Origin of the sequence: Ruegeria meonggei, from assembly GCF_042768335.1 — a bacterium.
GTDB lineage: Bacteria > Pseudomonadota > Alphaproteobacteria > Rhodobacterales > Rhodobacteraceae > Ruegeria > Ruegeria meonggei.
In genome coordinates, this window is the sequence record NZ_JAXHBT010000001.1 from 150196 (window position 1) to 171237 (window position 21042).

General features: G+C 58.5%; 22 protein-coding genes. 7 read left to right on the forward strand and 15 right to left on the reverse strand.

From position 1 onward, the window contains the following. Nucleotides 1–81 precede the first annotated feature (81 nt). On the forward strand, nucleotides 82–840 hold the full coding sequence (locus SJY13_RS00745) for a Hint domain-containing protein (RefSeq protein ID WP_377186449.1): 759 nt from the start codon (nucleotides 82–84) through the stop codon (nucleotides 838–840). Nucleotides 841–911: 71 nt separating this feature from the next. Here the strand turns inward: SJY13_RS00745 and SJY13_RS00750 are convergent, their stop codons facing one another. From SJY13_RS00750 to SJY13_RS00785, 8 genes are all read right to left on the reverse strand, one after another. Continuing rightward, entirely contained in the window at nucleotides 912–3113 is a 2202-nt protein-coding gene (locus tag SJY13_RS00750; RefSeq protein ID WP_377186452.1) for a 3-hydroxyacyl-CoA dehydrogenase NAD-binding domain-containing protein, read from the reverse strand. After that, entirely contained in the window at nucleotides 3106–3594 is a 489-nt protein-coding gene (locus SJY13_RS00755) for a cupin domain-containing protein (RefSeq protein ID WP_377186455.1), read from the reverse strand. Before SJY13_RS00755 ends, SJY13_RS00750 begins: the two co-directional genes overlap by 8 nt. Beyond that, nucleotides 3594–4805 (reverse strand): acetyl-CoA C-acetyltransferase, encoded by a 1212-nt coding sequence (locus tag SJY13_RS00760; RefSeq protein WP_377186457.1) that lies wholly within the window; start codon nucleotides 4803–4805, stop codon nucleotides 3594–3596. Before SJY13_RS00760 ends, SJY13_RS00755 begins: the two co-directional genes overlap by 1 nt. Before the next feature lie 10 nt (nucleotides 4806–4815). Next, nucleotides 4816–5454 (reverse strand): glutathione S-transferase family protein, encoded by a 639-nt coding sequence (locus tag SJY13_RS00765; RefSeq protein WP_377186459.1) that lies wholly within the window; start codon nucleotides 5452–5454, stop codon nucleotides 4816–4818. A gap of 145 nt (nucleotides 5455–5599) precedes the next feature. Next, nucleotides 5600–5812, reverse strand: coding sequence for a hypothetical protein (locus SJY13_RS00770; protein ID WP_377186462.1), 213 nt, complete (start codon nucleotides 5810–5812; stop codon nucleotides 5600–5602). A gap of 56 nt (nucleotides 5813–5868) precedes the next feature. After that, complete coding sequence (locus SJY13_RS00775) at nucleotides 5869–7650, reverse strand: acyl-CoA dehydrogenase C-terminal domain-containing protein (RefSeq protein WP_377186465.1); 1782 nt, start codon at nucleotides 7648–7650, stop codon at nucleotides 5869–5871. Between the two features lie 45 nt (nucleotides 7651–7695). Beyond that, nucleotides 7696–8097, reverse strand: a complete 402-nt coding sequence (locus tag SJY13_RS00780; protein WP_085821037.1) for a MerR family transcriptional regulator — start codon at nucleotides 8095–8097, stop codon at nucleotides 7696–7698. 288 nt (nucleotides 8098–8385) lie between these two features. Then, nucleotides 8386–8754 (reverse strand): MerR family transcriptional regulator, encoded by a 369-nt coding sequence (locus SJY13_RS00785; RefSeq protein WP_377186469.1) that lies wholly within the window; start codon nucleotides 8752–8754, stop codon nucleotides 8386–8388. Between the two features lie 113 nt (nucleotides 8755–8867). Here SJY13_RS00785 and SJY13_RS00790 point away from each other — a divergent pair, with 113 nt between their 5' ends. Genes SJY13_RS00790 through SJY13_RS00800 form a run of 3 tightly spaced genes read left to right on the forward strand, consistent with a single transcriptional unit; the run spans nucleotide 8868 to nucleotide 11127 of the window. After that, nucleotides 8868–9287 (forward strand): PaaI family thioesterase, encoded by a 420-nt coding sequence (locus tag SJY13_RS00790; protein WP_377186472.1) that lies wholly within the window; start codon nucleotides 8868–8870, stop codon nucleotides 9285–9287. After that, nucleotides 9287–9811 (forward strand): PaaI family thioesterase, encoded by a 525-nt coding sequence (locus tag SJY13_RS00795; RefSeq protein WP_377186475.1) that lies wholly within the window; start codon nucleotides 9287–9289, stop codon nucleotides 9809–9811. Before SJY13_RS00790 ends, SJY13_RS00795 begins: the two co-directional genes overlap by 1 nt. Then, the gene (locus tag SJY13_RS00800) at nucleotides 9811–11127 is read left to right on the forward strand and encodes an MATE family efflux transporter (protein WP_377186478.1); all 1317 of its coding nucleotides are present in this window, start codon (nucleotides 9811–9813) and stop codon (nucleotides 11125–11127) included. Before SJY13_RS00795 ends, SJY13_RS00800 begins: the two co-directional genes overlap by 1 nt. Here the strand turns inward: SJY13_RS00800 and arsC are convergent. The 4 genes from arsC to SJY13_RS00820 are packed head-to-tail and all read right to left on the reverse strand — an operon-like array spanning nucleotide 11124 to nucleotide 13283. Next, nucleotides 11124–11465 carry an arsenate reductase (glutaredoxin) gene (gene arsC / locus SJY13_RS00805; protein WP_085821106.1) on the reverse strand — a complete coding sequence of 114 codons (342 nt, stop codon included), beginning with the start codon at nucleotides 11463–11465 and terminating at the stop codon, nucleotides 11124–11126. The two genes, SJY13_RS00800 and arsC, sit on opposite strands and share 4 nt — an antisense overlap. Next, entirely contained in the window at nucleotides 11462–12520 is a 1059-nt protein-coding gene (locus SJY13_RS00810; RefSeq protein ID WP_377186482.1) for a quinone-dependent dihydroorotate dehydrogenase, read from the reverse strand. Before SJY13_RS00810 ends, arsC begins: the two co-directional genes overlap by 4 nt. Continuing rightward, nucleotides 12517–12948, reverse strand: coding sequence for a DUF1330 domain-containing protein (locus SJY13_RS00815; protein WP_377186485.1), 432 nt, complete (start codon nucleotides 12946–12948; stop codon nucleotides 12517–12519). Before SJY13_RS00815 ends, SJY13_RS00810 begins: the two co-directional genes overlap by 4 nt. Then, on the reverse strand, nucleotides 12945–13283 hold the full coding sequence (locus SJY13_RS00820) for a DUF952 domain-containing protein (protein WP_377186488.1): 339 nt from the start codon (nucleotides 13281–13283) through the stop codon (nucleotides 12945–12947). Before SJY13_RS00820 ends, SJY13_RS00815 begins: the two co-directional genes overlap by 4 nt. 108 nt (nucleotides 13284–13391) lie before the next feature. Here SJY13_RS00820 and SJY13_RS00825 point away from each other — a divergent pair, with 108 nt between their 5' ends. Next, nucleotides 13392–14969, forward strand: coding sequence for a bifunctional metallophosphatase/5'-nucleotidase (locus SJY13_RS00825; protein ID WP_377186491.1), 1578 nt, complete (start codon nucleotides 13392–13394; stop codon nucleotides 14967–14969). Nucleotides 14970–15022: 53 nt separating this feature from the next. Here SJY13_RS00825 and SJY13_RS00830 read toward each other — a convergent pair whose 3' ends face one another. After that, entirely contained in the window at nucleotides 15023–16678 is a 1656-nt protein-coding gene (locus tag SJY13_RS00830; protein ID WP_377186494.1) for a tetratricopeptide repeat-containing sulfotransferase family protein, read from the reverse strand. Between the two features lie 55 nt (nucleotides 16679–16733). On the opposite strand from SJY13_RS00830, the gene SJY13_RS00835 reads away from it, so the two are divergent. Next, entirely contained in the window at nucleotides 16734–17399 is a 666-nt protein-coding gene (locus SJY13_RS00835; protein ID WP_377186497.1) for an SOS response-associated peptidase, read from the forward strand. 44 nt (nucleotides 17400–17443) lie between these two features. Further along, nucleotides 17444–18496, forward strand: coding sequence for a tRNA 2-selenouridine(34) synthase MnmH (gene mnmH, locus SJY13_RS00840; RefSeq protein WP_377186500.1), 1053 nt, complete (start codon nucleotides 17444–17446; stop codon nucleotides 18494–18496). Here the strand turns inward: mnmH and selD are convergent. Then, a complete protein-coding gene (gene selD / locus SJY13_RS00845; RefSeq protein WP_377186503.1) occupies nucleotides 18487–20646 on the reverse strand; it encodes a selenide, water dikinase SelD in 2160 nt (719 codons plus the stop codon). The genes mnmH and selD overlap by 10 nt on opposite strands. Before the next feature lie 5 nt (nucleotides 20647–20651). After that, nucleotides 20652–21038, reverse strand: coding sequence for a Na+/H+ antiporter subunit G (locus tag SJY13_RS00850; protein WP_377186506.1), 387 nt, complete (start codon nucleotides 21036–21038; stop codon nucleotides 20652–20654). Between the last annotated feature and the right edge of the window lie 4 nt (nucleotides 21039–21042).

Sequence of the window (21042 nt, forward strand, 5' to 3'; positions counted from 1 at the left end):
ATATGTCAAAAATAAGTCGGCGCCGGTTAACCTGTGTTAGTCATTTTGACCAGTAGTTGTGAGTAATAGGTGGGTTCGGTCGTGTTGAAAGTAGAGAGTGTCATAGGTTTTGAAGAACGTCCGAGTTACCAGGACAAGGGTGAGCCTCAGTTTGCCCTGAACGCGCGCCGGGGTGGGCTTGTCCATGGAACCACAGTTGCGACCAACAACGGGTGGAGGCTGGTCGAAGATCTGCAACCCGGGGATTTGGTTCGCACACTGGACAGCGGTTTCAAACGGATCAGCCGCGTTGCAACGGATTGCATTGTGGTGCCATCTGATGAAGCCTCACCTGAGAACCTGCCAATCCGCATTCCGTCACACGCAGCGTATAATGGGCGCCCGGTCTGGATCATGCCGGAACAAGGGGTGGCCCTGGATCACACGAAACTGAACCATGATCCTATCAGCCTTCCGGTCAGCATGCCGATTGTTCCAGCAAGATTACTGAGCGGGACGTTTCGCATAATCTCGGATACACCATCGTCCTATTTCGATATCAGCACCCTGTTTTTCGACAAGGATGAGGTGATCTACATCGAAGGTGGGCTTCGGGCCTTTTGCCCGTCTGGCCGGTTTGGCATGGGCAGCATGTCCAGCACCAAAAGCTATACAGTGGCGGCAGGCGAAGCGGCAGCTGAGTTGGTCTATCAGACGGCAAAACACGGGGATATTTCAGCGCTGGCGAATTCGTTGGGGGCATTGCCCGCACCAATCATGGAGCACCCGATTATGCCTATGCGGCCCGTTCGTGGTGCACGCCGACCAGGGCGGCCGGGCCGTCCTGTTGCGATGATCTGACCGTCGGGTCAATCCGGACGCACAGTTGGAAAGAACGCTGGCGCATTTGGGGATGCGCCAGCGTTTTTTTATCAGGCCGCTTTTGCCTCGGGGGCGAAGCGGTCATAGAATGCCTGGCCCTTTGCTGCCATCTCACGCAGCAGCGCCGGGCAGGCAAAGCGGTCGCCATAGGCTTCGGCCAGTTGGTCGCACCGCTCGGCAGCGTAAGGCGCGCCAATGATGTCCAGCCAGCTGAGCGGACCGCCTGACCAAGGCGCAAAGCCCCAGGCTAGGATCGCGCCGACGTCGGCCTCGCGGATATCTTCCACAACGCCTTCTTCCAATGCACGGACGGCTTCCAGAACCTGCGCGAACATCAGGCGTTCCTGAACTTCGATCAGGTCGGGCTGATCTTCGGCCAACGGATACTGGTCCTGCAGACCTTTCCAATAACCCTGACGCTTGCCTTTTTCGTCATAGTCAAAGAATCCGGCCTTGGACTTGCGGCCCAGACGGCCTTCGCCTTCCATCCAGAAGATCAGGTCATCCGCCGGGCTTTCGGGATATTCGTTGCCCATAGCCGCCTTGGTTGCGCGCGCAATCTTGGCGCCCAGATCGATCGAGGTTTCGTCGGTCAGCGTGACCGGACCAACCGGGAAGCCCAGCTGACGCGCCGCATTGTCGATCAGCACGGGGCTGACACCCTCGGTGACCATGCGGGCACCTTCGTTGATGTAGGGAATGATGCAGCGGTTGCAGTAGAAGAACCGCGCGTCATTGACCACGATCGGCGTTTTGCGGATCTGGCGAACATAATCCAGCGCCTTGGCAACGGCACGAGGACCGGTTTCTTTGCCCTTGATGATCTCAACCAGGAACATCTTCTCAACCGGCGAGAAGAAGTGGATGCCGATGAACTGATCCGGACGGACGCTCGCCTCGGCCAGATCGGTGATCGGCAGGGTCGAGGTGTTCGAAGCAAAGATGCAATCCTCGGGGATGATCGCCTCGACCTTTTTGGTCATCTCGGCCTTGACGGCAACATCTTCGAAGACGGCTTCGATGATCAGGTCACAGCCCTGCAACAGGTTCAGATCAGGCGTTGCGGTGATCCGCCCCAGCATGGCCGCCTTTTTCTCTTCGGTGGTCTTGCCGCGCTTGATGCCCTTGTCCAGATGCGCTTCGGTATAGGCCTTGCCCTTGTCAGCCGCTTCCTGATCGCGGTCGATCAGCACAACCTCCATCCCGGCCTGCGCCGAAACCAGCGCGATACCCGCGCCCATCATGCCCGCGCCCAGAACGCCGATCTTCTTGACCGACTGGTCGGGGATACCTGCTGGGCGCACGGCACCCTTGTCCAGCGCTTCCTTGTTCAGGAACAGCGAGCGGATCATCGCACCCGAGGACGGGTTCATCAGCACCGAGGTGAACCAGCGGGCCTCGATCTTAAGCGCCGTGTCGAAATCGACCAGCGCGCCTTCGTAGACCGCGCTCAGCAGCGCCTTGGCGGCCGGGAAGGCGCCCTGGGTCTTGCCGTTCACCATGGCCGAGGCACCGACGAAGTTCATAAAGCCAGCAGGGTGGTAGGGCGCGCCGCCGGGCATCTTATAACCCTTGGCATCCCATGGCTTAACGATGTCACCTTCGCTGGCGTTCAGCACCCATTCCTTGGCTGCGGCTACCGGGTCGGCGGCAATCTCGTCAATGTAGCCTGCGCCTTTGGCCTTTTTAACGTCCAGCATCTTGCCTTCCAGCAACAGCGGAGCCGCCGAAATGGCGCCGACCTTGCGGACCATTCGAGTGGTGCCACCAGCGCCGGGGAAGATGCCGACCATTATCTCGGGCAGGCCGTATTTGGCCTTGGGGTTTTCCGCGGCAAAGATGCGGTGCGTGGACAGCGGCAACTCCATCCCAATACCAGCGGCGGTGCCGGGCAGGGCGGCGGCAATCGGCTTGCCACCCTTCTTGGTTTTGGGGTCCATGCCGGCCAGTTCGATCTTGCGCAGCAGGGCGTGCATTTTCATGGTGCCTTCGAACAGGCCCTTGGCCGGGTTGTCGCCCGCCTCTTCCTTCATCACCGCCAGCAGGTTCAGGTCCATGCCACCAGCAAAGGAGCCTTCTTTGCCTGACGTGATGACGATGCCTTTGACCGCATCATCGGCCAGTGCCTGATCGATGCAATCGCCCAGCTGTGCCAGCCCGTCAAAGGACATCACGTTCATGGATTTGCCCGGGACATCCCAGGAGATCAGGGCGACGCCGTCGTCGCCTTTTGTCAGAGTGAAATCAGTCATTGTCATCTCCAATCTGGTCAGCCGTCAGCGGGCTGCCATCTTTGCGGGTAAAGGCGAATCCGTTTTCGTCATCCTTCACCATCATGTCGATATCGCTGTAATAGCCTGTCTCGGTCGGGGTCCGTGTGCCCACCACCAGAAAGGTCGCGGGCGCATCGGTGTTGTTCACAAGGTGATGGCCGTTGGCCTCACCTGCGGGCCACGCGGCGCAATCACTGGGCTGCATCTCGTGCTCGCCATCGTCGTCGATCAGCGTACAGGTGCCGCTGATCATGATGGCAAACTCGTCCTGCTCCATATGGTAATGGCGCAGCGAGGACATGCCCTGCGGTTCCAGCCGCACGATGTTGACGCCGTACTGGGTCAGCCCGCCCGCATCGCCGAGCCGCTGAACGAAACGACCTGCGGTCGCCTCAGCCAGTTTCCCGGGATAGGCCGAGCCGCCCTGAAACGGAATCTGAGAGAGATCCAGCTTAGGCATCAGACGCGCTCGATGATGGTCGCCGCACCCATGCCGGATGCAATGCAGAGCGTGGCCAGACCGGTTTCCTTGTCCTGACGCTCAAGCTCATCCAGCAGCGTGCCGATGATCATCGCGCCGGTTGCACCCAGCGGGTGACCCATTGCAATCGAGCCGCCATTGACGTTGACCAGCGCCGGGTCGACATCAAAGGCCTGCTGGAAGCGCAGAACAACCGACGCAAAGGCCTCGTTGACTTCGAACAGGTCCAGATCGCTGATCTGCATGCCATTATCGGCCAGGATCTTCTCGGTCACCGGAACCGGACCGGTCAGCATGATGGTCGGGTCGGTGCCGATCTTGGCGGTCGCCTTGATGCGGGCACGCGGTTTCAGGCCGTATTTCTCACCGAATTCCTTGTTGCCGATCAGAACAGCCGCGGCACCGTCCACGATGCCTGAGCTGTTGCCCGCGTGGTGGATGTGATTGATCTTTTCCAGGTGCGGGTACTTCAGCATCGCCACCTTGTCAAAGCCGGGCATCTGCTCGCCCATCATCTGGAAGGCCGGGTTCAGGCCGCCCAAGCTCTGCATGTCGGTGCCGGGGCGCATGTATTCGTCATGGTCCAGAATGGTTAGGCCGTTCTGATCCTTTACTGTGATGACTGATTTGGAAAAGCGGTTGTCATCCCAGGCTTCTTTCGCGCGACGCTGCAATTCCATCGCCAATTGGTCGGCCTGATCCCGAGAGAACCCGTATTCAGTGGCAATGATGTCAGCCGAAATACCCTGCGGCACAAAGTAGGTGTTCATCGCCAGCGAGGGATCAACCGCAATCGCGGCACCATCGCTGCCCATAGGCACGCGGCCCATCATCTCGACGCCGCCTGCAATGTATGCGTCGCCTGCGCCGCCCTTGACCTGGTTCGCGGCCAGGTTCACGGCTTCCATGCCGGACGCGCAGAAACGGTTGATGGCCAGACCGGGGATTCTTTCGTCCAGGTCCGAACCCAGAACAGCCGTCCGCGCCAAACAACCGCCTTGTTCCATGACCTGGGTCACGTTGCCCCAGATCACGTCCTCGACGGCATGGCCTTCCAGATTGTTACGTTCTTTTACGGCGTTTAAGGTCAGGGATGACAAGCGTGCTGCAGTGAGTTCGTGCAGGCTGCCATCTTTGCGGCCCTTGCCGCGCGGGGTGCGCAGGGCATCATAGATATAAGCTTCGGTCATAGTGCTCTCCTTAAGCTCGATCCGGCTGTTTGCCGGGCATCAGGTCGTAGGGGTGTTTCCAGCCGGGCTGCTCGGACAAGCGGGTCAGCCAGGCATCGATATGGGGCCAGTCGGCGCGGTCAAAGCCGAAAGGTTCAGGATAATAGAGGTAGCCGCAGCAGCTGAGATCGGCATTGGTGACGCCGTCTCCGACAATCCAGTCGCGGCCATCCAGATGCGTATTCAGCACCTGATAAGCAGCTTTCAGACGACCTTGGTTGAAGGCAATCACATCTGCGTTGCGGTGTTCTTCGGGCAGGAAATTGATCAGGAACCGGGTCAGCCCCGCCATTGAGCTGAGTTTGTGGTTGTCCCACAGAACCCAACGGAAAATGTCGTAGTTTTCTTCCCGGGTTTTGCCGCCAAATTTGCCTGACGTTTCGGTGACATATGCCTGTATAGCCCCCGATTGGCTGGTGCGGAAATCACCGTCGACTAGGACAGGTGCTTCGCCCATCTCATTGATTTCGGACCGATATTCAGCAGTGCGGGTTGCACCATTGAAAAAATCCACATGGACCGGCTGCCAGTCCAGACCGGACATTTCCAAAGCCAGCGCAGCCTTGTAGGAGTTGCCGCTTTCTCCGAAACAATAAAGCTTAATGGTCAAGCAATTACCCCTCCCAGGCGCAAAGTCAGTGTCGAAACTCTTGTGTTTCGAGAAAGGCGAACCGGTCCATCCAGGAACGGCCACAATGATATGTGGGGTTCGTCTTGCTGAAAACACACCCTTGGATCTGGTGTGACATGAACGTTTAGCGCTTGCGTGCCTCAAGCTCGGAATTGAAGATGCGTAGTCTTCGGGTCAGTTTCTCCTCATCGGTGATGCTGTTGAAGTTCTCGAACAAAAAGGACAGTGCTTCACCTTCGTCCAACCCAGCATCGCGCGCGAAATCTCGTAGTTTGCGATAGCCGTCCTCGGTCATGGCGACCGGAAAGCGACGGGTCAGGCGAAAGCGTTTCGGCATGGTATGTCCTTGAAAGGGACCGGTTCCGAGGTCTTCTCCCCGGAACCGGATTGAGATCAGAAGCTTGCGGCCTCCAGCGCCATAACCGTGTCTGCGCCGGTTTGGATACGCGCCAGGTGCAGCGCCGTCGCGGGCAGGCGGCGCGCCATGTAGAAGCGACCGGTGTTAATCTTGGTCTCGTAGAACTCTTTGTCGGATGTGCCGCCGTCCAGTGTTTCCTGGGCGGCCTTTGCCATCTGAGCCCACATCAGACCAAGGCAAACATGGCCGAACATGTGCATGAAGTCATTGGATCCGGACAGAGCATTGTTCGGGTTCTTCATGCCTTCCTGCATAAAGTACATGCCAGCAGATTGCAGGTCCTTGGATGCAGATTTCAAAGGTTCGATGAAGGCTTTGTCATAGGCTTCATTCTGGCCCGCGTTTTCCTTGCAGAAGGTCTTGACCATCTCAAAGAATGCCATGACATGTTTGCCACCGTCCTGCGCCAGCTTGCGGCCCACGAGGTCAAGCGCCTGAACGCCATTGGCCCCTTCGTAGATCATCGCGATACGGGCATCGCGGGTGTATTGCGACATGCCCCATTCTTCGATGTAGCCGTGGCCACCATAGACCTGCTGCGCCTTGACGGTCATGTCATAGCCTTCGTCGGTCAGGAAACCTTTGAGAACCGGCGTCAGCAGTGAGATCAAGCCATCGGCATCTTTGTCGCCAGAGCGGTGCGCCTTGTCGATCATTGTCGCGCCCCACAGGACAAAGGCGCGGGCGCCCTCTGCAAAGCTTTTCTGGTCCATCAGGCTGCGGCGAATATCGGGATGTACGATCAGCGGATCAGCCGGGCCGTCGGGGTTTTCCGTGCCAGAGACGGCGCGGCCCTGCAGACGATCCTTGGCGTATTCCACGGCGTTCTGATAGGCGGCGTCGGCCTGGGCCAGACCCTGCATGGCGACGCCAAGACGGGCCTCGTTCATCATGGTGAACATGGCACGCATGCCTTTGTGTTCTTCACCCAACAGGTAACCGGTTGCTTCGTCATAGTTCATGACGCAGGTGGAGTTGCCGTGGATGCCCATCTTTTCTTCGATGTTGCCGACTGTCGCGCCATTGCGTTCGCCCAGGCTGCCGTCCTCGTTTACGTGGTACTTGGGAACGATGAACAGCGACACACCTTTGATGCCTTCGGGGCCGCCCACGATCTTGGCCAACACCAAATGGATGATGTTGTCGGCCATGTCATGCTCACCCGCCGAGATAAAGATCTTCTGGCCGGAGATTTTATAGCTACCATCCGTTTGTGGTTCTGCCTTTGTGCGCATCAAGCCCAGATCGGTGCCGCAATGCGGCTCGGTCAGGTTCATAGTGCCGGTCCATTCACAGCTGACCATGTTGGGCAGATAAGTGTTTTTCTGCTCTTCGGTGCCGTGTGCCAGAATGGCCGAGGCCGCACCGTGGGTCAGGCCTTGGTACATGGTGAAGGCCTGGTTGGAAGCCGAGAACAGCTCGCCCACCGCAGTACCCAGAACGTAGGGCATGTTCTGCCCGCCATATTCTTCGGGCATGTCCAGACCTGTCCAGCCGCCCTCTTTCATCTGTTCGAACCCATCCTTGAAGCCAGTGGGCGTATAGACGACGCCGTTTTCAAGACGGCACCCTTCGGTGTCGCCGACCACGTTCAGCGGGTGCAGGACGTTGGTCGCGATCTTGCCAGCTTCTTCCAGCACAGCACCAGTGAACTCGGGTTCCAACTCGGAGTAGCCGGGGATGTCCGATCCGGAAATGTTAAGTACTTCGTGCAGAATGAACTGCGTATCTTTGTTAGGCGCGTTGTAGATGGGCATTCGAAGCTCCCTTAATTCAGATGTCCGGTGATTGATCCGCGTGCGTTACTCGGCGGCTTTCTTTTCGGTCTTGATCGAGGCGATGACTTTTTCGCCCCAACGCAATTGCTCTTTCAGGTCGTCAATGGCCTGGGTCAGTTCTTCGCGGCGGGATTCCATATCCGCCAGGCGATCCCGCGCGATATCATAGGTGCGGGTCATCTGGGTCATTTGCTGGTCACCAACATGGTACAGGTCCAGCAACTGCCTGATCTCTTCCAGGCTGAACCCAAAACGTTTGCCGCGCAGGATCAGCTTTAGGCGTGCGCGGTCACGTTTGGTGAACAGACGTTTTTGTCCTTCGCGGATCGGGAACAGCAGTTCCTTGGCTTCGTAAAATCGCAAGGTGCGCGGCGTGACATCATATGTCTCGCACATTTCACGAATGGTCATCTGGTCTTCGGTCATGGTTCAGCACTCTCGTCACTGGCGTCTATCAAAGGCAGGTGCGCAGTTGTCGCGCACGTTACAACACGGAGTTGGCGTTCTCGAAATTCAAACGCTACGTCACAAATAAGTTGACGTGGCATCCGCCTGCGTCAAGGTCCTGCGGGATCGCATTTTCAGACGTAACGTAACGGAATTGCGAAAAAGCACAGGAAAACACCCGGGAATGTGGCGCCAACACCACGATCCGCGCCGATGACCTGCGGCTGTCACAGGTGGCAAAAAGTTCTGAGTGTGGTTGTCGGAGAGTTAGCCCAGTGACTTGGCGGTCTGGTCCCGCATCTGCTGCAGCGCATCGATCGCATCGTCCAACTGTTGGCGCTGACTGCGCAGTTCAACCATCTGCTGATCAGCCACTTCGACAAAAGCAGCCATCTGAGCCTGATTTCCCTGATCTTCGTAGATCAACAGCCATTGGCGGATGTCTTCCAGAGGGAATCCGTACTTGCGGCCGCGCATGATCAAAGTCATCCGCGCGCATTCGCGCGGGCCATAGAATCGAGACCTGCCTTCACGATCCGGCTGCAGCAATTCTATGTACTCGTAGTAGCGCAGGGTGCGTGGAGTTACATCGAACTCAGTACACATCTCTTTGAATGACAAACGCTTGTCGGACATTCCTGTTCTCCTCTGAAACAGACTATGGCTTGTTATTATCAAGCGCAACAGGTGGGCTTGCTCTTTTACTGGCCACACGCTCATAAAAGAAGAAATCGAAGGGACACAAGCACATGGTCGATAAAGTATCAATTGCCCGACAGTTCATCGAAGCGATTCCACATGCAAAGGCGCTGGGTATGAACCTGACCGAAATCGGCGATGGTGAGGCGGGAATCACCATGCCTTACAGCAAGGATCTGGTCGGAGATCCGAGGACCGGGGTTATCCATGGCGGCGCGGTATTTGCTGCTCTGGACACTTGCTGTGGTGCCGCAGTTATGAGCCATCCATCCGCCCCGGGCGGTACGGCGACAATCGACCTGAGGATCGACTACATGCGGGCAGCAACACCGGGGCAGAGCATCACCACCCATGCCACGTGTTACCACATTACCCGCAACGTCGCCTTTGTCCGGGCGACGGCGATGGATGAGAATCAGGATCTGCCGGTGGCCACGGCCTCGGGGTCATTTACGGTGGAGGGTCTGTGATGGCGCGCCCCATCCCCGAATCTGCGCAGGTCGTCAAACAACGCCGGGATGCGGCGCTGAACGCGATTGTCGAAGGCGTACCCTATATCCGCTTTCTCAATATTGACTTCGATCGGCGTGGGGATGAACTGACCGGAGTGCTGAACTTTGATCAAAAGCTGATCGGTAACCCTTTGCTGCCCGCGTTGCATGGCGGTGTCACAGCCGCGTTTCTCGAGGTCACAGCGGTCATTACCTTAAGTTGGGACACTTTTCTTCCCCGCATCGAAAGCGGTGAAATGGATGCTCAGGACATTCTTAAATCCGAAAACGTCAGGTTCCCCAAGACGGTTGATTTCACGGTCGACTACCTGCGATCCGGCCTGCCGCGCGACGCCTATGCCCGCGCCTTCATCAGCCGGGCAGGCCGTCGTTATGCCTCTGTCCGGGTCGAAGCCTGGCAGGATAATCACGCACGTCCTTACGCTCAGGCATCGGGGCATTTTCTGATGCCGCAATCCAAGCCCGAAAAAGAGAAACCCTGATGCACGAGGCTCCGGCGCCCCTCACACACGGGCGGGTGTTGAAAATCGCCTTTCCAATCGTGCTGTCGAACGCCACGGTTCCCATTCTTGGGGCGGTTGACACAGGTGTGGTCGGGCAGATGGGGATGCCCGCACCCATCGGAGCGGTAGGTATGGGGGCGGTTATCCTGGCCTCGATCTATTGGATCTTCGGGTTCCTGCGCATGGGCACCACGGGTCTTGCGGCGCAGGCGCGCGGGGCGGGGGATACGGCGGAAACCGGTGCTCTGCTGATGCGCGGCTTGCTGCTGGGCGGCGCGGCGGGGATGTTCTTTGTTCTGATCCAGGTCTGGCTGTTTCTGGGGGCGTTTGCGCTGTCCCCCGCCAGCCCCGAGGTCGAGGCGTTGACGAGGGATTACCTGCAAATCCGCATCTGGGGCGCTCCGGCAACGATAGCGCTGTTTGCCGTTACCGGCTGGTTGATCGCGGTCGAACGGACGCGTGGTGTTTTTGTCCTGCAGGTTTGGATGAACGGGCTGAACATCCTGTTGGATTTGTGGTTCGTTCTGGGGCTTGGCTGGGGTGTCGAAGGCGTGGCTATCGCAACTCTGATTGCCGAATGGACCGGGTTGGCGCTGGGCCTATGGCTGTGCCGAGAGGCGTTTTACGGCAACCAATGGTGCGACTGGCCGCGGATTTTCGATGCCGCCCGGTTGCGTCGTATGATGCAGGTGAACGGCGATATCATGATCCGGTCTGTGCTGCTGACGGGGGCTTTTACCACGTTTCTGTTCGTCGGCTCGGATCTTGGTGATGTGAACCTGGCGGCTAATCAGGTGTTGCTGCAATTCCTCGAAATCACCGCCTTTGCCTTGGATGGGTTCGCCTTTTCTGCCGAAGCGTTGGTCGGCAGCGCTGTGGGCGCGCGCGACCGATATCAGGTCCGACGCGCGTCGGTCATGGCCTCACAATGGGGGGTGGGGGGCGCATTTGCACTGGGGGCCCTGTTCTATCTGGCCGGGCCAGCCTTGATCGATTTGATGACCACTTCGCCCGAGGTTAGGATGGCTGCGCGCGACTATCTGTTCTGGGCCGCGCTTGCACCGGTGATCGGTGTGGCGAGCTGGATGTTCGACGGAATCTATATAGGCGCCACATGGACCCGAGCGATGCGCAACGCGATGGTTCTGTCGGTCGCAATCTACATTGTCGCCCTGCTCATTCTGGTCCCGACCCTGGGCAATCACGGACTTTGGGCAGCACTGATGGTTTTGAACATCGCGCGCGGTGTCACTCTGGGATGGCGTTACCCCCGGCTTGAGGCACAAATCGCCTAAAGCAGACCCAGCAGATCCTCAGGCGGGCGTCCAACAGCGGCCTTGTCACCGGCGATGGCCAAAGGGCGCTCGATCAGGATTGGGTTTTCGGCCATGGCCACGATCAATGCGTCGACAGGGGTGGTTTTGGTCAGTCCCAGTTCCTTGAACCGCTTTTCCCCCGTCCGCACCAAGGCAATGGGCGGGATACCAAGCCGGGTCAGTACCGCACGTATCTCATCCGCCGAGGGGGCGTCTTCGAGGTACTTGCGAATCTCAACCTGTGCGCCATTGTCTTGCAACAACGCCAGCCCCGCGCGTGATTTCGAACATCTCGGGTTGTGCCAGTATTCGATCACAGCCAATCCTCTCGTTTACTTCCAACGGCTTGCGCGACAGAGTTGAACCCGTCCTGCGCCAACAACCCGTCCAATTCCTGCACGATTTCTGCCGCCAGAGATATCCCGCCATAGACCATTGCGGTATACAGCTGAACAGCCGAGGCCCCGGCGCAAATCTTGGTGTAAGCCTGTTGGGCATTGCTGATGCCACCAACCCCGATCAGCGGGATTTTCCCTTCGGTTAGTTGGCTGAGCTGCGCCAGAACACGAGTTGATTTTTCGAACAGAGGCGCACCGGACAGGCCGCCAGCCTCGCCCTTATGGGCGCTGCGCAGACCGTCGCGCGACAGGGTGGTGTTGGTGGCAATCACCGCATCCACACCAGTTTCAACGGCAACCTCGGCTATGTCCTGCAGTTCTGCTTTGGTCAGATCAGGCGCGATCTTCAGGAAGATCGGCAAGGGGCGGGGCAGCGTGTTGCGGGTTTCGATCACGCCGCCCAACAATGCGCTCAGCGCAGCTTTGCCCTGCAAATCCCGCAGTTTTTCGGTATTAGGCGAGGACACGTTGACCGTGGCAAAATCCAGATGGGCCGCGCAATGCGACAGCACATTGGCGAAATCGCCGGGCCGATCAACGCTGTCTTTGTTGGCGCCCAGATTCAGGCCGATCACCGCGTCTTTGGGGCGACGGGCCAGGCGCTCTGCCATCACCTCCATGCCGTCGTTGTTAAAGCCAAAACGGTTGATCGCAGCCTTGTCTTCGGTCAGGCGAAACAGCCGGGGCTTGGGGTTGCCGGGCTGCGGTCGTGGCGTAACAGCACCCACTTCGATAAACCCAAAACCTGCGCGGGACAGAGGGGTCAGAACCTCGCCGTTCTTGTCAAACCCGGCGGCCAGACCAACAGGGTTCGGTAGAACCAGACCCGCAAGCTGCGTGCGCAGACGCGGCGATGTTATGGGGCCGGGTGCAGGTGCAAGCCCTGCCTTCAGCGCCTTGATTGACAGCCCGTGGGCGGTTTCGGGATCAAGCTTGTGCAGGGCAGCCAGTCCCAGTTTTTCGGTCAGTTTCATCCAAAGGCCTCACTGCCTTGTGCCGGCGCACAGCGGATCAGGCGCGAGGTCTCGACCGCGGCCTGCCGATGCACCACCGCTTTTTGGTATACGGGGTCGGTAACCATTTCCATGAACGCATGCGCCGTTGGATAATGCGCGACAAAGACCGCATCCCATGCCTCATCTTCGGGGCCGATCAGCGTGGTCTCAAACTGGCCGCGCCAGAGTATGGATGCACCAAGCCGGGCGATGATCAGGGCGGTCTCGGACCCGTAGTTGCGATAGGCTTGGGCACCTGTCAGACCGGTAGCCGCCAGTTCGTGCCCATCGGGGTAGGCCGCCTGGGCACGGAATTTGACCAGATTGAGCATCTCGATTGGATGGTCCCGGTCCAGTGCTTTGAACGCCTCAAACTGGGTGCGATCGGGATCGACATAAGCAGTCATGTCATCTCCTCGGGGAAGTGGTGCGACTGGCCGTCAAACGGCAAGGGGCGCGACCACGCCACATCCGACAGGCGGAATTGGCGATAAAGATGCGGGAACAAGGCTCCACCGCGCGAGACCTCCCATTTCAGGTCATCACCCATGGCGTCGGCATCGCAGGCCAAAAGGGTCAACCCTTCGATCCCGGCGAAATGTTTGGCCGCAGTTTCAGTGGCCTGTTCGGCGGTTGAGAAATGGACAAAGCCATCTGCCACATCTATCGGTGCGCCGGCCGACGCGCCCTGTGTCTGCAAAGTTGCCCACTCTTCAGCTCGGAAAATCTTGTAAATCAGCATGACGTGGTGATGCCCCGTGCGACGGGTAGAATCAAGCTGGATTTCCCCCTTTGACTCTTCCAGCCGTGCGGCGCACCATCGCGACAAATAACAACAGGGAGTTTGAATATGTTGACCCGTTTCCTGGCTTCAGCCGCGATACTTGGCCTGACCGCAGGGATGGCCGCGGCCGATTACAAGCTGACGATTCTGCACACCAACGATTTCCACGCGCGCTTTGAACCGATCAATAAATATGACAGCGGTTGCGACGCCGAAGACAACGCCGAGGGCAAGTGCTTTGGCGGGTCTGCGCGTCTGGTCACCGCCGTGAACGACGCGCGGGGACGGGCCGAAAACTCGATCCTCGTGGATGGGGGTGATCAGTTTCAGGGCTCGTTGTTTTATACCTATTACAAAGGCAAGGTCGCGGCCGAGTTCATGAACAAGCTGGGCTACAATGCGATGACCGTAGGGAACCACGAGTTTGACGACGGCCCCGAAGTGTTGCGCGGCTTTGTCGACACGGTGGATTTCCCGGTTCTGATGTCGAACGCGGATATCCGCGACGAAGAGCTGTTGACCGACAAGATCAAGAAATCAACGGTCATCGAAGTTGGCGGAGAAAAGATCGGCCTGATCGGGCTGACACCGGAAGACACCCACGATCTGGCCTCACCCGGCCCGAACATCACCTTCTCGGACCCGGTTCCTGCAGTTCAGGCCGAGGTCGACAGGCTAACCGGCGAGGGCGTGAACAAGATCATCGTGCTGAGCCACTCGGGCTATGGGGTCGACCAGCGCGTGGCGCAGGAAACCACCGGCGTGGATGTCATCGTGGGCGGTCACTCGAACACTTATCTGTCGAACGTGTCCGACAAGGCGGCTGGGCCATATCCAACCGTGGTTAACGGTGTTCAGATTGTTCAGGCCTATGCCTATGGCAAGTTCCTGGGTGAGCTGAACGTGACCTTTGACGATGACGGCAACGTGGTTGAGGCAGCGGGTGAGCCGCTGATCATGGACAACTCAGTGACCGAGGATCAGGCCGCGCTGGACCGTATCGCCGAACTGGCGGTGCCGCTGGACGAAATCCGCAACAAGGTGGTTGCCGACTCTGCTGATGCGATTGAAGGCGACCGTGCGGTCTGCCGCGTGCAGGAATGCCAGATGGGCAATCTGGTCGCCGATGCCATGCTGGCGCGGGTCGCCGATCAGGGCGTTCAGATCGCGATTGCGAACTCGGGCGGTCTGCGCGCCTCAATCGATCCGGGTGAGGTGACAATGGGCGAAGTTCTGACGGTGCTGCCGTTCCAGAACACCTTATCGACCTTTGAGATCAGCGGTCAGGGTGTCATCGACGCGCTGGAAAACGGTGTGAGCCAGGTCGAAGAGGTCAAAGGCCGCTTTCCCCAGGTCGCAGGCATGACCTTTGCCTGGGACGCGTCCGTTGCACCGAATGAGGGACGCGTGTCCGACGTCATGGTCGCAAGCGGTGAAGGGTTCGTGCCGATTGATCCCGCAGCGACGTACCTGGTGGTCACGAATAACTATGTCCGAAATGGCGGAGATGGCTACAACATGTTCGAAGGCGATGACAAAAACGCCTATGACTTTGGTCCAGATCTGGCGGATGTGACGGCAGAGTATCTGGCGGAAAACGCCCCGTATCAGCCATACTTGGACGGCCGTATCAAGCAGAAGTAAACCTTTGTGAAAACGACTAAGGCCGCATCATTGGATGCGGCCTTTTTTGTGGCTTACATAGTCAATTCGTATTCCGGCCAAAGCGCTGGATCGAGACCATCCAGCAAAGGCCGAAGGTCGTCCGACACGCTTTGCCATCCACCGATGGATTTGGTTGAAATTTTGTTGCGCACCTGGTCGATACTGGCTGTTCGCACCTGTTTGGTGTTCTTCTCAGGATGCATCATCGTTTCCGTCCACTCAATGTCGCAGAACGAGGCGACTTGCCGACTGTATGTCTCAGGGTCAGCCACCAGCCTTTCGTAAGGCACGGTCAGGATTCTGTCCCCAAACACGGCATCCCAATGTGCCATATAGCGACGGTACATATTCGCCGAATGGGATATCGCCTGAAGGTTCGAGGCATAGCGCATCCCACCGGCCGGGAACCGCCTGATCCATTTGGACAACCCGACATCGCGCGGGTCACGCAGCATGTGGATGATTTTGGCATTTGGGAAGGCCGACAGCAGGAAGCCAACACGTTGATAGTTATGCGGCATCTTGTCGACAAACGCCTCACATCCTTCGGGGATAGGGGGCATCAGCTTGCGGAACTCTTGCGCGTATTCAACGGCTTCGGTTGTACCAAAAGCCTTGGAGCCTTTCTCAAACTCACGTGACAGATCAGCGCCCAGTGTAAGCTCACCGCACCCGGCGATATCGGGCACTGAACTCAGCATCATTTCCATCAGCGTTGTGCCGGATCGCGGCTGTCCGATCACGAAGATCGGAATCGGTGCCTCGCGCAGCTCTGAATTCGGGGGGGCTATTCCAATCGGGAACAGGCCGGTGATCTGATCCTGTTTTGCTTCTTCCTCGGCAAAGTCGTAGGGGTTGCCATCGTGCTGCACAGTGTTGGCGCGTGCAAACTGTGGCATGGATGCAGGCAACCCGTCCGTTTTCGAAATCAGATGAGCCTTGGCAAACTCAAGCTCTAGCCGGTCGTGTTCGCTGTTGGCGATTGCGGATTCGACCGCCTCCATCAGGTTTGGGATTTCTTCTGCGCTGGCCATTGTCGACATCTGCAGGAGGGCTGAAATGTGTTCAGGATAGGATTCAATTAACCCCTTTATGATGGCTTTGGATCCTGCCTTGTCACCGCTTTGGTGCAGGCTGATCGCCTTCTGATAGGCGATCTTTTCATTTTCGGGTTCTAATGCATAAGCCCGGTCTATATCGCGCGCGTTGTCATCCACAAAACCAATACGTCCGTAAGCTTTTGCGCGTGTGGACAGAAGGTCGGCATTATCCGGGTCACCTTGAAGCTTTTTGGTTGTGTGTTCAACGATCGCACGCCAGTTGCTGCCCTTTAGGTGGATTTCGTCCAGGACGCGGTTCAGTTCCTGATTGTTGGGGAACTGTTCCAGCTTCTGTTCGGTGTATTCCAACGCTTTTGTGATCTGGTTGGTCTGCATAAGGGCATTCGCCAGATTCTCTACGAATTGCGGATCGTCTGGTTTCATCCGGGACGCTTCAACGAAATGCGGGATGGATTTCTTGTATTGCTTCATCTCGGTCAGAACAAAGCCCGAGATGGCATGGAAATCGGAATCCTTGGGATACTTCTTGGCTCCCAACTGGGCTTTTTTCAGCGCCTGATTGAGCTTGCCTGCTTCCAGTGCCGCCACCGCCTTGCTTTTTAGGGTTTTCGCTGTTTGATTTTGCATATGACCCGGGGACGTCCTGTGTCTGTATGAAACGATTACTTATGGTTCTTTACCCATGTGCGGACGGTTTGCAATAACCCTTCCCAATGACGCGATGGCGCAGCTGTTTTCTGCACGTCCGGCTAACACGCTGCCTTCTGTGCCAAATTTCAATGTTTGCCCGACCAATCAGGTTCATGTGGTGCGTGCCGGGGAAACCGGGCGTCAGTTGGATTCCCTGCGCTGGGGGTTTCTGCCACATTGGTACAAAACTGAAAACGCAGGACCACTCTTGATCAATGCGCGGGCCGAAACCCTGGCGGAAAAGCCAGCCTTCCGTGCGGCTTGTCGCGCGCGGCGCTGCCTGATCGCGGCGACTGGGTTCTATGAATGGACCAAGACGGAAAAGGGCGACCGCTTGCCATGGTACATCCACCGCAAGGACGGCGCGCCGATTGCCTTCGCCGGTGTTTGGCAGGATTGGGGCACCGAGGATGCACGGCAAGGGACCTGTGCCATCGTGACGACCCCGGCCAATACTTACCTAAGCGCGATCCACCATCGCATGCCTCTGATCCTGGAGCCGGACGATTGGCCGCTCTGGCTAGGTGAGGTGGGCAAAGGGGCCGCAACCCTGATGCGGCCCGGTGTTGACGGTGTGCTGGACTATTACCGGGTTGATCCAGCAGTGAATTCGAACCGGGCCAGCGGGCCGGACCTGATCGAGCCGGCACTGACCTGACAGCGCGTCTTTTCATTCCCAACTGCGCGGGATAGACCATTGCCATGGTTTTGAAATTCACTGACCTGCCCAGCCTTTATGTGCATGATTACGACACGGTAATCGACGTGCGCAGCCCGGCGGAATATGCCGAAGATCATCTGCCCGGTGCCATCAACCTGCCGGTGCTCGACGACCAAGAGCGCGCTCGCGTGGGAACAATCTATGTTCAGCAAAGCCCGTTTCTGGCGCGAAAATTGGGTGCGGCGCTGGTGTTTCGCAACGCGGCCAATCACATCGAACACAGCCTGTCGCATCACGAGGGCGGCTGGAAGCCAATGGTCTATTGCTGGCGCGGCGGTCAGCGATCGGGGTCTTTCACATGGATGCTGCAGCAGATCGGTTGGCGGGCTGAGGTGGTAGAGGGCGGCTATCGCACTTATCGCCGCCTGGTCAGCCAACATCTTTACCAAGACCCTTTGCGTCACCGGTTGGTCGCGCTGGATGGCTATACTGGGACTGCCAAGACAGAGCTTTTGGCCCACCTGAAAACACGCGGCGTGCAGGTTCTTGACCTTGAAGGGCTGGCCAATCACCGTGGGTCGTTGCTGGGCGAGATGCCCGGCGGGCAACCCAGTCAAAAAGCATTTGAATCCGCGCTGGCCGTAGCTCTGTGCAGGTGTGACACGGCGCGCCCCGTGGTGGTCGAGGCAGAGTCCTCGAAAATCGGCGGGTTGATTTTGCCGCCATCCGTGTGGGCGGCATTGCGCAGCGCGCCGCGTATTCAGATCAATGCTTCGGCCGACGCGCGAGCAGCCTATCTGGTGACCACCTACAACGACATCCTGTCAGACGCAGACCGTTTGCAAAACTGCCTGTCGCCGCTGCGGTCTCATCGGGGACATGAGGTGGTTGATGGCTGGCTTGAACTGATCGACGCCGGTGACAAACATGCGCTGACGCGGGCCTTGATGGAGCAGCACTATGACCCGGCCTATGCCAAGTCCAGCCGCGTGCGGACGTCAAAGGTCCTTGCCCGGATTGATGCCTGTGCATTGGATGAGGCGGGGCTAAACTCTACCGCTGCACGTATCGAACGGGTTTTGGATCAGCTTTGAAGGCGCAGCCCCGGCACATCCGTCAGGCGACCAATCACCACCGCCGGATATCCCGCGTGCCGCAGGTCTTCGCATAGCCGCTGAGCTGTATCTCTGGCCACGGCTGCCAATAACCCTCCGGCGGTTTGAGGGTCGAACAGCAGATCAACCTTGTCACCCGATGGCAGGTCAGGGGCGATGGTGCGGTTGTCGTTGAATATTGTTGACCGGGTGCCTTTCGCACTCAGCTCTAACGCGCCTTGCATCAGCGGAATGGCATCCAGATCCAGCTCGGCCCCGCAATCGGAAGCCTCGCATATGCCCAAAAGATGTCCTGCCAGACCAAAGCCGGTCACGTCGGTCATCGCATGGGCCCCAGCCAAAATGCCCGAGGCCACGCTCTGAGGGTGTACCATCTGGCGGAAAGCCTCGGCCACCCAGGCTCCGTTGGCCAACCCCGCCATTTCTGCCGCCATCAGCACGCCGCTGCCCAGCGGTTTGGTCAGGATCAAAGCATCACCGGCCCGGCCACCAGACAGGGCAATCGGGTCGTTCTCGCATAGGCCGGTCAAGGTGAAACCGATGGTCATCTCATCCCCCATCGAGCTGTGACCGCCGACGATTTCAGCCCCGGCCATGCGGATAACGTCACTTGCGGTGGCCATAACCTCGGCCATGGTGCGGTGTTGTAGAGACGGTGACATACGCGGCAGAATAATTGTTGCGGTTGCCGCCTGCGGCTTGGCACCCATCGCCCAGATATCCCCAAGTGCATGAACCGCCGCAATACGCGTCATCAGGGCGGGATCATCTGTGAAGCCGCGCAAATGGTCCGAGGTCATCACCTGCCGCGCACCGCCGGTCATCAGCAGGGCGGCGTCGTCTCCGGGTAGGGGGGTAATGTCGGTGCGATCCGGTGCGGGCAGGCCTTGCAGTACAGATCGCAGCGCACCGCGCCCGACCTTGGCCCCACAGCCGCCGCACATGGGCTTGTCGCCCAACGCCTCGTGCAGGCCTGCGGCATGGTTGCGAGGCAAAGCCAGGCGCCCCATCTGCGGCAGGTCGCGGAACTTGTTCATAAAGCTCTGGTCGATATGGTTTTTCCAAGCCCACATCATCCGCCCGCTGAACGAGGTGCCCAGCCGTTCAGCCAACGCAGATTTGCCGCCCAGTGAGATCAGCTTTAGGTAATCCTTCTGCGGCACATAGCGCCGCATCTTTCCAGCCCCCAGCGCGGCACGAAGGTTGTCGAACAGAACAGGGGCTTCGCGCACTGCGTACACCCCGGCCTTTGGGCGTGGATTGTCGGACAAATGGGCGCAATCGCCAGCCGCAAAGATTGCCGGGTCACTGGACTGCAGAAACCCGTTCACCCGGATGTACCCGTCGTGCAGGTCCAATCCCGACCGCGCCATCCATTCATAGGGGCGAGCCCCTGCGGCTCCGGTGACAAAAGCGGCTGGGATGTCGCGGCCGTCCTGCAGGGCGACATGATCCGCAGCAATGTGCGCGATCTGGGCCTGTTCGATCAGTTCGACACCCAAGTCGGCCATGGCCTGACGGATGGTTGCGCCTGCTTTTTCGCTGGTTGCTGTCAGGGCCTGAGTGTTGTCGATCAGTGTCACCTGACCCGCTCGCTCCTTGGTGCGCAGGGCGTGGGCCATAGCCATGACCAGTTCCACCCCCGCAACACCCCCGCCGATCACCACAACCGAGGCAGCTCCGCTGCCGGCAAGGTATTCGGCCCATCGCGACGCGAACGTCCCCAGCGGTTTGGCCGGGACCGCATGATCCGCAAACCCCGGCATCGCGGGCATGTCCGAGGTGATCCCGACGTTGATCGAGGCCACATCGAAACCCACCGGCGGTCGGCCCGGTACATGAATCTCATGCTGGTCAGGATCGATCCCTTCCACCTTGCCAAGAATGACACGCGCACCGGCAAACCGGGCCAGCCGAACCAGATCGATGTCCAGCTCTGCCCTGTCATAGTGCCCCGCGACAAAGCCGGGCAACATGCCCGAATAAGGCGCGGTGGGGCCTGGGTTGATCACAGTAACCCGTGCGCCGGGCAGGGGGTTCATGCCCCATTTGCGCAGCACCAACGCGTGCGTGTGGCCGCCGCCAATCAGAACCAGATCACGGGTCAGGGGAAGCGGAGGCATATGCATGGGTTCTAGTTCGCTGTGTGGTCCGGGACGTCTTCGACCTGTTCGACCGCGTGAGTCGCCCAAAGCTCATCTTCGCCCGCATCTGGCAGATCGCTGGGTTTTTCATGGCGATGAATGTGCCATTTGGCAATGAACAGAGCTGTGATCGGCGCGGTCAGAAACAGGAACAGGGTGATTAGCAATTCGTGCAGCGACAGCTTACCTTCTAACAGAACGGAATGGCAGATCGACGCCAGCAAGACGCCGCCCACGCCCAGTGTTGTCGCCTTGGTGGGCGCGTGCAAGCGTGACATCGGATCTTTCAGTTTGATCATGCCATAAGATCCGACAAAGCCGAAAATACCCGAGACGATCAGAAAGAACGCAATCAGCAGTTCAATCAGAAATGTCATGCTG

Coding starts and splice junctions, on each gene's coding strand:
- SJY13_RS00750 (WP_377186452.1), bottom strand. CDS start 3,113: ATGACTGATTTCACTCTGACAAAAGGCGACGACGGCGTCGCCCTGATC.
- SJY13_RS00755 (WP_377186455.1), bottom strand. CDS start 3,594: ATGCCTAAGCTGGATCTCTCTCAGATTCCGTTTCAGGGCGGCTCGGCC.
- SJY13_RS00760 (WP_377186457.1), bottom strand. CDS start 4,805: ATGACCGAAGCTTATATCTATGATGCCCTGCGCACCCCGCGCGGCAAG.
- SJY13_RS00770 (WP_377186462.1), bottom strand. CDS start 5,812: ATGCCGAAACGCTTTCGCCTGACCCGTCGCTTTCCGGTCGCCATGACC.
- SJY13_RS00775 (WP_377186465.1), bottom strand. CDS start 7,650: ATGCCCATCTACAACGCGCCTAACAAAGATACGCAGTTCATTCTGCAC.
- SJY13_RS00780 (WP_085821037.1), bottom strand. CDS start 8,097: ATGACCGAAGACCAGATGACCATTCGTGAAATGTGCGAGACATATGAT.
- SJY13_RS00785 (WP_377186469.1), bottom strand. CDS start 8,754: ATGTCCGACAAGCGTTTGTCATTCAAAGAGATGTGTACTGAGTTCGAT.
- SJY13_RS00790 (WP_377186472.1), top strand. CDS start 8,868: ATGGTCGATAAAGTATCAATTGCCCGACAGTTCATCGAAGCGATTCCA.
- SJY13_RS00795 (WP_377186475.1), top strand. CDS start 9,287: ATGGCGCGCCCCATCCCCGAATCTGCGCAGGTCGTCAAACAACGCCGG.
- SJY13_RS00800 (WP_377186478.1), top strand. CDS start 9,811: ATGCACGAGGCTCCGGCGCCCCTCACACACGGGCGGGTGTTGAAAATC.
- SJY13_RS00810 (WP_377186482.1), bottom strand. CDS start 12,520: ATGAAACTGACCGAAAAACTGGGACTGGCTGCCCTGCACAAGCTTGAT.
- SJY13_RS00815 (WP_377186485.1), bottom strand. CDS start 12,948: ATGACTGCTTATGTCGATCCCGATCGCACCCAGTTTGAGGCGTTCAAA.
- SJY13_RS00820 (WP_377186488.1), bottom strand. CDS start 13,283: ATGCTGATTTACAAGATTTTCCGAGCTGAAGAGTGGGCAACTTTGCAG.
- SJY13_RS00825 (WP_377186491.1), top strand. CDS start 13,392: ATGTTGACCCGTTTCCTGGCTTCAGCCGCGATACTTGGCCTGACCGCA.
- SJY13_RS00830 (WP_377186494.1), bottom strand. CDS start 16,678: ATGCAAAATCAAACAGCGAAAACCCTAAAAAGCAAGGCGGTGGCGGCA.
- SJY13_RS00835 (WP_377186497.1), top strand. CDS start 16,734: ATGTGCGGACGGTTTGCAATAACCCTTCCCAATGACGCGATGGCGCAG.
- mnmH (WP_377186500.1), top strand. CDS start 17,444: ATGGTTTTGAAATTCACTGACCTGCCCAGCCTTTATGTGCATGATTAC.
- selD (WP_377186503.1), bottom strand. CDS start 20,646: ATGCATATGCCTCCGCTTCCCCTGACCCGTGATCTGGTTCTGATTGGC.
- SJY13_RS00850 (WP_377186506.1), bottom strand. CDS start 21,038: ATGACATTTCTGATTGAACTGCTGATTGCGTTCTTTCTGATCGTCTCG.